The sequence below is a fragment of the Corallococcus llansteffanensis genome, from assembly GCF_003612055.1.
Classification (GTDB): domain Bacteria; phylum Myxococcota; class Myxococcia; order Myxococcales; family Myxococcaceae; genus Corallococcus; species Corallococcus llansteffanensis.
On the sequence record NZ_RAWB01000455.1, the window covers coordinates 1 to 8,079 of the forward strand.

The 8,079-nt window shown below is 70.7% G+C and carries 8 protein-coding genes and 1 pseudogene; 3 read left to right on the forward strand and 6 right to left on the reverse strand.

Annotation, left to right across the window (positions count from 1 at the left end):
- The 3 genes from D7V93_RS31685 to D7V93_RS31695 all read right to left on the reverse strand — a co-directional run.
- Positions 1-527: FHA domain-containing protein (locus D7V93_RS31685; RefSeq protein ID WP_147451441.1), on the reverse strand; the 527-nt coding region annotated here is incomplete at its 3' end.
- A 6-nt stretch (positions 528-533) separates the two neighbouring features.
- Positions 534-1,463 carry a helix-turn-helix transcriptional regulator gene (locus tag D7V93_RS31690; RefSeq protein WP_120646938.1) on the reverse strand — a complete coding sequence of 310 codons (930 nt, stop codon included), beginning with the start codon at positions 1,461-1,463 and terminating at the stop codon, positions 534-536.
- Positions 1,460-2,491, reverse strand: a complete 1,032-nt coding sequence (locus tag D7V93_RS31695; RefSeq protein ID WP_120646939.1) for a helix-turn-helix transcriptional regulator — start codon at positions 2,489-2,491, stop codon at positions 1,460-1,462. Before D7V93_RS31695 ends, D7V93_RS31690 begins: the two co-directional genes overlap by 4 nt.
- 350 nt (positions 2,492-2,841) lie before the next feature.
- On the opposite strand from D7V93_RS31695, the gene D7V93_RS31700 reads away from it, so the two are divergent.
- Positions 2,842-3,315, forward strand: a complete 474-nt coding sequence (locus D7V93_RS31700; RefSeq protein WP_120646940.1) for a hypothetical protein — start codon at positions 2,842-2,844, stop codon at positions 3,313-3,315.
- 31 nt (positions 3,316-3,346) lie between these two features.
- On the opposite strand, the gene proB is transcribed toward D7V93_RS31700, so the two are convergent.
- The gene (gene proB / locus D7V93_RS31705) at positions 3,347-4,474 is read right to left on the reverse strand and encodes a glutamate 5-kinase (protein ID WP_120646941.1); all 1,128 of its coding nucleotides are present in this window, start codon (positions 4,472-4,474) and stop codon (positions 3,347-3,349) included.
- A gap of 167 nt (positions 4,475-4,641) precedes the next feature.
- Between proB and hflX the strand changes: the two genes are divergently transcribed.
- Positions 4,642-6,297 carry a GTPase HflX gene (gene hflX / locus D7V93_RS31710; protein ID WP_208723220.1) on the forward strand — a complete coding sequence of 552 codons (1,656 nt, stop codon included), beginning with the start codon at positions 4,642-4,644 and terminating at the stop codon, positions 6,295-6,297.
- 94 nt (positions 6,298-6,391) lie between these two features.
- Positions 6,392-6,817 (forward strand): hypothetical protein, encoded by a 426-nt coding sequence (locus tag D7V93_RS31715; protein WP_120646944.1) that lies wholly within the window; start codon positions 6,392-6,394, stop codon positions 6,815-6,817.
- 31 nt (positions 6,818-6,848) lie between these two features.
- Here the strand turns inward: D7V93_RS31715 and D7V93_RS31720 are convergent, their stop codons facing one another.
- Positions 6,849-7,856, reverse strand: a complete 1,008-nt coding sequence (locus D7V93_RS31720) for an NAD(P)H-dependent glycerol-3-phosphate dehydrogenase (RefSeq protein WP_120646943.1) — start codon at positions 7,854-7,856, stop codon at positions 6,849-6,851.
- Positions 7,857-7,886: 30 nt separating this feature from the next.
- A pseudogene (locus D7V93_RS45325) lies at positions 7,887-8,079 on the reverse strand (hypothetical protein); the annotation flags it as partial.

Sequence of the window (8,079 nt, forward strand, 5' to 3'; positions counted from 1 at the left end):
GGGGGGGGCTGCGGCACGGCGCGCTGGGCGTTGTTGGTGGGCCGGCGCACCGCGCGCATGTTCATGCGGGTGGACTCCGCGCGGATGCCCTGCAGGTCCTCCTCGTCGGCGCCTTCGGGGGCCAGCGCGGAGCCGCCCTTGTTGCGCTGCTTGCGCACGGAGTCGATGGACACGATGCGCGTGCTGTTGGCGCCGTCCTCCGCGGGCGCTTCGTCCTCGCCGGTGGGCGCGTCCTCCTGGGCGAGCGCGAATACGAACGTGACCGGTCCCAGCGTCACCGTGTCCCCGTCCACGAGCGCCTGTTTCTGCACCGCCGCGCCGTTGACGAGCGTGCCGTTGGCGCTCTTCTGGTCCTCCACCGCGTAGCCCTCTTCCTGCTGGAAGATGCGGCAGTGGCGGCGCGAGACACCGGGGTCGTACAGCACCACGTCACACTCGGAGGTGCGACCGATGAGCACGGAGTCCTGGTCGAAGACGAACTCCTTGCCGGCGTCTTTTCCCTCGGAGATCGTCAGTTGGAAAGCCATGTCGTCCTAGGAGCCTAGCGAGGCATGCACGGCTCGGGCAACGGCGGCGCGAGCGCTCGCCGGCTCCAAGACCTCCGCCTCTCCGCCGAAGGATAGCACCCACTGCGTGAGCCAGCGCTCACTGTCTCCGGCCACCCGCACCTCCACCCCTCCATCCGCGAGCGGGCGAGCGTCCTGGCCGAACCGCTCCTTCACGTAGGGGGCGGCCGTGGGAGTGAAGCGCACCCGGACGGAGGCCTCCGTGCTGCCGCGCACCGGGTTGGGCACGTCCGCGCGGGCGTCCGCCGGGGGCTGGAAGGCGGTCTCGGTGACGGCCAGGTCCTCCATCCTGTCCAACCGGAACAGGCGCGCGTCCTGGCGGGTGTGGCAGAAGCCCTGGAGGTACCACTGGCCCCGGTTGCTGAGCAGCTCGTAGGGGCTCACCCGGCGCGGCTCCGGCGGGCGGCCGGGGCTGGCGTAGCCGAACGTCACCTCCCGGCGCTCCAGGATGGCCTGGGTGAGCGGTCCCAGCGCGAGGGGTGCCTCCGCGGTGGCGTCGATCTTCCGGTACATGTCCCGGAAGCGCTCGCGCGCGGCGGGCGGGATGATGCCCTCCAGCTTGGAGACGGCGCTCTGGAGCGCGTCGCCGGTGGCCGGGCGCAGCAACTCCGCCGCGGCGGCCAGGGCCGCGGCCTCGCCCGCCGTCAGCCGGGGCGGCGCGAACAGGCGCTGGTCCAGGTCCACGTAGACGCGGTCGTTGTCCACGTAGATGTCGATGTAGTCGTCCGGGTTGAAGGGGGGCCGGCCCACGCAGGTGAGCAGGTCCAGCTCCTCCAGCAGGTCCTCCCGGCTGATGGTGAGGGCCTTCGCCAGGGCCTCCACCGTGACGCCCGGGTGCTTGGACACGTAGGGGACGAGGAACAGCAGGCGCCGCAGCCGCTCGTGGACGTTGCTCATGCGCTCACCCGCTGTCCGTCTCCGTCCACCACCGCGTGCTTCTCCAGGATGCGCGCCGCCATCTGCTCCAGCCGCTCGCGCGCCTCCGCGGGGCCCTCCACCCGGCAGTCCGCGCCGAGCGACAGGACGAACCGCACCAGCCCATCCACGAACGTCACCGGGAAGCGCGCCCGCGTCACGCCCTCCTCCGCCGGCTCCAGCACCGCGCCGGGGAACAGCGAGCCCGCGCGCGAGGCCAGCGGCCCCGACAGCCTCAACGTCACCTCCATGGGCGCGTGGAAGCGGTACTGCCACGGGAAGTACGCCACGTGCGCGTCGAGGGAGAAGTCGGCGGGCACCTCGAAGTCCGGCGTGCGCGGCCGGGCGGTGTTCACCTTCAGCTCGCGGATGCGGTGCACGTGGAAGGTGCGCAGCCCCTGGCGCAGGTGGCAGTAGCCCACCAGCGTCCACACGCCGCGCCGGAGCGCCAGGCCGTAGGGGTCCACGCGCCGCTCCGTCGGTCCGGACTGCTTGGGGCTGCCGTAGACGATGTGCACCCACTTGTGGGTGGAGCACGCATCCCAGAGCTGCTCCAGGCGGGCGGAGACCTCCTTCTCCTGGCCCTCCTGGCCGGTACCCAGCTCCATGCGCACGCGCGGGGTGGGCAGCGATTCGCCGGCGAAGAAGCCAATTTTGCGCAGCGCGTGCGCCAGGTCGTCGCGGCCCGGGAAGGCGCCCGAGGCCAGCGCGGCGGACCCGGCGGCGTAGAGCACCGCCAGCTCCTCCTTCGTGAGGTCGGCCTCCGGCAGGTAGTAGACGTCGCGGTCGACGAGGTAGCCGTCGCGCCGCTCGTCGTCGCCCTGCACGTAGCTCAGGGGGAAGCCCAGTTCGACGAGCTCCGCCTTGTCGCGCTCGAACTTGCGCTCGGCGGCGTCATCCGAGCCGCCGTAGTCGGCGGGGAAGTGCTCGCGCAGCTCAGCCCACGAGATGGGTTCCCGCGCGTCGAGCAGCAGTGCCACGAGATCAAGGATGCGTTCCGTGCGGTCCATTCAGAAGATCGGTGACGATGGCGGACAGGACCCGGGAGATCAAGCGACCCGGGACATCCAAGGTGGAAGAGCGCTGGCCAGGGGGACAGGAAGAGAACAGCGGAGGCGGCCGCGCCCGTCCAGGGGGGATAGCCGCACCCACCTGAACAGGCAAGCAGGTATCATCATGGACCCCCTGTTTCGTCCGCCAGCCAGCAGACAACCGGGGGCGTGGGGCTCGCACTCGGGGCGCGTCTGGGTTATTCCTTGGGAATTGTCGAAATGAGTGCGAAGCGTCAGCGGCTCCACCCGGGTCCGTTGGCTGCCGTGGGGCCGACGCGGCGGACGGATGCTTTGACGAGGGCTCAACCATGGACCGCACCTCCCTGCTGAAGACATGGCTTCCCGGGCTGGCGTTGGTGCTGCTGGCCTTCGTCTCCACGCCCGCGCAGGCGCGCTCCGAGCCGCTCTACTTCGCCCTGGAGGTCCGGCGCGACGGCCGCCTCATCGCCCAGCCCAAGCTGCTCGGGGAAGCGGGCCGCACCCTGCGCGCCGAGCGCCGCCGTCCGGGCGCCCTGGTGCCGGACTACCGGCTGGTGCTGACGCCGCGCGGTGAGGGGGACTCGTTCCAGTTGGAGCTGGACCTGTCGCTCCCGGAGGGTCAGGGCCACTCGCAGCTCGCCCTGCTGCACGGCCAGGAGCGCAAGCTCCAGCTCGGCCGCGTGCCGGGGGAGCTGGAAGTGTCCCTGCTCCTGATGAAGGTCGACTCGCCGGAGTTCCGCGCGCTGATGCAGCTCACGGACGAGGCGCCTGGCACGGTGCAGTCCGTCTCCAGCTCCATGTAGGCGGCGCTGCCTGCGGCCACCCCGCCCAGCGCTACAGCACCGCCAGGTCGTCGCGGTGCACGGCTTCGTCCAGGTAGCGGTAGCCCAGCACCGCCTCAATGTCCGCGCTGCGCCTGCCGGTGATGCGCCGCAGCTCGTTGGCGTCATAGGTGGACAGGCCCCGGGCGAACACCAACCCGGAGGCATCCGCCAGGTCCACCGGGTCCCCCCGGCTGAACTCCCCCTCCACGCCCGTCACGCCGCTGGGCAGCAAGCTGCGCTTGCCGGTGACGATGGCCTCCCTCGCGCCCGCGTCCACCACCAGCCGGCCCCGGGGCCTGAGGGCGTGGGCGATCCACGCGGTGCGGGCGCTGCGGCGGCTGCCGGCGGGCTCGAAGAGCGTGCCCAGGGGTTCGCCTTGCAGCACGCCCCTCAGGCGGCCGGGCACCGCGCCGGAGGTGATGACGCACGGGATGCCCAGCTCCGCGGCGCGCGCGGCGGCGCGGACCTTGGACGCCATGCCGCCGGTGCCCACGTCGCTGACGGTGTCCCCCGCCAGGGCCAGGACCTCCGGGGTGACGCTCGGAACGGAGGTCATCAGGCGGGCGTCCGCGTCGCGGCGCGGGTCGGCGGTGTACAGGCCCTCCACGTCGGACAGGAGCACCAGCGCGTCGGCCTCCACCACGCCGGCCACGAGGCTCGCGAGCGTGTCGTTGTCGCCGAACTTGAGCTCGTCCACCGACACGGTGTCGTTCTCGTTGATGACCGGCACCACGCCCGCGGCCAGCAGCCGGTCCAGGGTGTGCTTCACGTTGAGGTAGCGGCGGCGCTCCTGCACGTCCTCGTGGGTGAGCAGCACCTGCGCCACCGTGCGGGCCGCGTGGCCGAAGGCCTCCTCGTACGCCTGCATCAGCCGGCTCTGCCCCACCGCCGCGCACGCCTGCTTGCCCGGGATGTCCCGGGGGCGCGCGGGCAGCCCCAGCCGCTCCATGCCCAGCGCGATGGCGCCGCTCGACACCACCACCAATTCCCGCCCCTCGGCGGCCCACAGGAGGTCCTGGCCCAGGGCATCGAAGTGGGGGCGGTTGAAGCGGCCCGTGGCGCTCGTCAGCGCGTTGGTTCCAATCTTCACCACCACGCGGCGGGCCCCGCGCAGGGCGTTGCGTGCGGAATCAGTCACGGCGGGCAGCGTAGGCCGGAAATGGAAAGGACGCGCGAGGCCCGGGTGTTCACCTGTATTCGCGGCGGTACCCACAACGGTGGCTTTGTCATGAAACCCGAAGGCCCCAAGTCCATCCCATGCATTGGAAACGGTGCGGGCCTGTCGTCCGTGCCAGGAGAAACGGTTTGAAGGAAATCTTCGGCAATACCCTGGGTCTCAAGTCGAGCGAGCAGCAGCGGCTGCGCAACACCTTCCGCCGCCGCGTGGACCCGCACGAGATTGTCTCCGCGGAGCTCGCCCGTCACCTCACCGAGCTGTCGCACGAGCTCAACCGGCAGGTGGGCGTCCTCATCAACCGCAAGGGCGACATCGAGCACGTGGTGGTGGGCAACGCGCACAAGCTGGAGCTGCCGGACATCGGCCGCGCGCGCGCCGGGCAGATCCGTCTGCGTGGCCTGCGCCTGGTCCACACGCACCTGAAGAGCGAACCCCTGACGAAGGACGACCTCACGGACCTCGCGCTCCTGCGCCTGGACTGCGTGGCCGCCGTGGGCGTGGGCAACGAGGGCCTGCCCGGAGTGCTGCACTACGCCCACCTGGTGCCGGAGAACGGCACCGGTGAGTTCTGGCAGATCTACAAGCTGCCCAACGTGCACGGCGAGCAGCCGGACCTGCTGGCGACGCTGGACGCGCTGGAGGAGGAGCTCAACCGCAAGGCGGCCGCGCGCACGGTGTCCGGACGCGAGCGGGCCATCCTGGTGGCGGTGTGCCTGGACGGCGACCGCGCGCGGGCGGAGTCCTCGCTGGCGGAGCTGAAGGAGCTGGCGCGCACGGCGGGCGTGGAGGTGATGGACAGCGTGCTCCAGGTGCGGCGGGAAGCGGATCCGCGCTACCTCATCGGCCGGGGCAAGCTGGACGACCTGAACCTGCGCTCCATGCAGTCCATGGTGGACCTGCTCATCTTCGACAAGGACCTCACCCCGTCGCAGGGGCGCCACATCGGCGAGGCGACGAGCCTCAAGGTGTTGGATCGCACGCAGCTCATCCTGGACATCTTCGCCCAGCGGGCCCAGACGGCGGAGGGCAAGCTCCAGGTGGAGCTGGCGCAGCAGAAGTACCGGCTGCCCCGGCTGGTGCAGGGTGACGACTCGCTCAGCCGGCTCATGGGCGGTGGCGTGGGCGGACGAGGCCCCGGCGAGACGAAGCTCGAGATCGACCGTCGCCGCGTGCGCGAGCGCATCACGAATCTGGAGAAGCGCATCGACCTCATCAGCCGCGAGCGCAGCGTGCGCCGGGCCCAGCGCAACCGGCGCGAGGTGCCGGTCATCTCCATCGTGGGCTACACGAACGCGGGCAAGTCCACGCTGCTCAACGCCATCACCAACGCGGAGGTGCTGGCGGAGGACAAGCTGTTCGCCACGTTGGATCCCACCAGTCGCCGCCTGCGCTTCCCGCGCGAGCGCGAGGTCATCATCACCGACACAGTGGGCTTCATCCGGGACCTGCCCAAGGACCTGGTGGCCGCCTTCCGCGCCACGCTGGAGGAGCTCTACGACGCAAGCCTCCTCCTGCACGTGGTGGACGCGGGCGACCCCGCGCGCGACGACCAGGTGGAGGCGGTGGAGAAGATCCTCAACTCGCTCGGCCTGATGGAGAAGCCACGCCTGATGGTCTGGAACAAGGCGGACCTGCTGCCGGCGGACGAGGTGGAGACGCTCCTGCGCACCCGGGGCGGCGTGGCCATCAGCGCGGCGAAGCGCGAGGGGCTGGCGACGCTGCTCGCCAAGGCGGACACCACCCTGTTCGCCGAGGGGGCGTCCGAGTCCATTGGCGTCGTGTAGGCGCCGGAGGGGATGGCGGGTTGCCGGCGCGGGGGGCTCCCCGTAGAGTCGGGGGGCCTTGGCTCCCGCGCTGAACCAGCTCATCCCCTCGTTGATGGCCCAGATCGAAGGCCTGCCCGGACAGGACTCCGGGCCGGACTACGAGCGGCCCGTCTCATCCATCACCACCGGCTACATCGAGCTGCTCGAGAAGAACAGCCACATCGTCTACCCGGTCATCGCCGTGGTGACGCTGCTGCTCATCGCCTGGGGCATCCTCTCCGCGTGGCGGACGCAGGACCTGGACGGCCTGCAGAAGAACGAGTTCAAGCGCGCCATCATCAACGAGCTGCGGCGCCAGCTGAGCGGCATGCCCGGCGACCTGCTGGGCAAGACCATCGGGCTGGACCGGCTCAAGACGAACCGCCTGCTGGAGGAGATGCAGACGGAGGGGCTGGTGATGAGCCACACCAACTCCGAGCGGCTCACCGTGTGGCGCGTGCGCGGCGCCGCCCCTGAAGCCAAGCCGCGCCGCTACTAGGAGCGCGCGCGGCCCGGCAGGCCGGGGGCCTTCAGACGCCCGACAGCTCCGACTTCGGCTGGCGCGTCATCAGGTCCACCACCGCGCTCTTCGCGTTCTTGCCCTCGTAGGCAATCAGGTAGACCTGATGGCAGATGGGCAGCTCCACGCCCGTCTTGAGCGACAGGTCGCGCGCGCTCTTGGCCGTCTTCACGCCCTCGGCGACCTCCTTCATCTCCGCGAGGATGTCCGGCAGCTTGCGGCCCTTGCCCAGCTCCATGCCCACGTGGCGGTTGCGGCTGAGCTCGCCCGTGCACGTGAGCACCAGGTCGCCCATGCCGGACAGGCCGGAGAGCGTCAGCGGGTTGGCGCCCTTCCTCACCGCGAGCCGGGTGATCTCCGCGAGCCCGCGCGTGATGATGGCCGCGCGCGCGTTGTGGCCCATGCCCAAACCGTCCGCCATGCCCGCGGCGATGGCGATGACGTTCTTGAGCGCGCCGCCGTACTGCACGCCCACGACGTCCGTGGAGGTGTACGAGCGGAAGGTGTCCGTCTGCAGCGCCTTCTGGCAGCGCTGCGCCACCTTGTCCCAGTGCGAAGCGATGGTCACCACCGTGGGCATGCGCCGCGCCAGCTCCTTGGCGAAGCTGGGGCCGGAGAGCACCGCGACGTACGGGTGGAACTCCTCCGGCAGACAGTCCTCCAGGAGCTCCGTCATGGTGAGGAGCGATTCGTTCTCGATGCCCTTGGACACGGTGATGAGGGGCACGCCCTTGGGCAGGAACGCCTTCGCGCGCGCGAGCACCTCGCGGGTGGCGTGGCTGGGCGTGGCGAGCACCACCATCTCCGCGCCCGTCAGCGCCTCTTCCAGGTCCGTGGTGGCGCGCACGCGCTCGGAGATGGGGATGCCCTTGAGGTAGGTGGGGTTCTCATGGAGGGTGTTGATGGCCTCCACGGTGCCGGGCTCACGGCCCCACAGCCGGACCTCCTCGCAGTTGACCGCGAGCACGTTTGCAAGCGCCGTACCGAACGAGCCTGAACCGATGACACTGCCGCGCATGGATGACCTCGGGTCGAGAGGGAGGGGGTTCTAGAACAACGTGGACACCACGCCCATGGACAGCGTGGGCATGACCTCCGCGTCCGTGGCACGACTGCGGAAGTCGGCGCCGAGCGAGACAGCGTAGGACGTCTTTTCACCGACCGGAATCTCCGCGCCCAGCCGCACGAGCACGGCCGCGTCCAGCTTCCACGCGGGCGGCAGGCCGCCCAGGGGGCTGGGC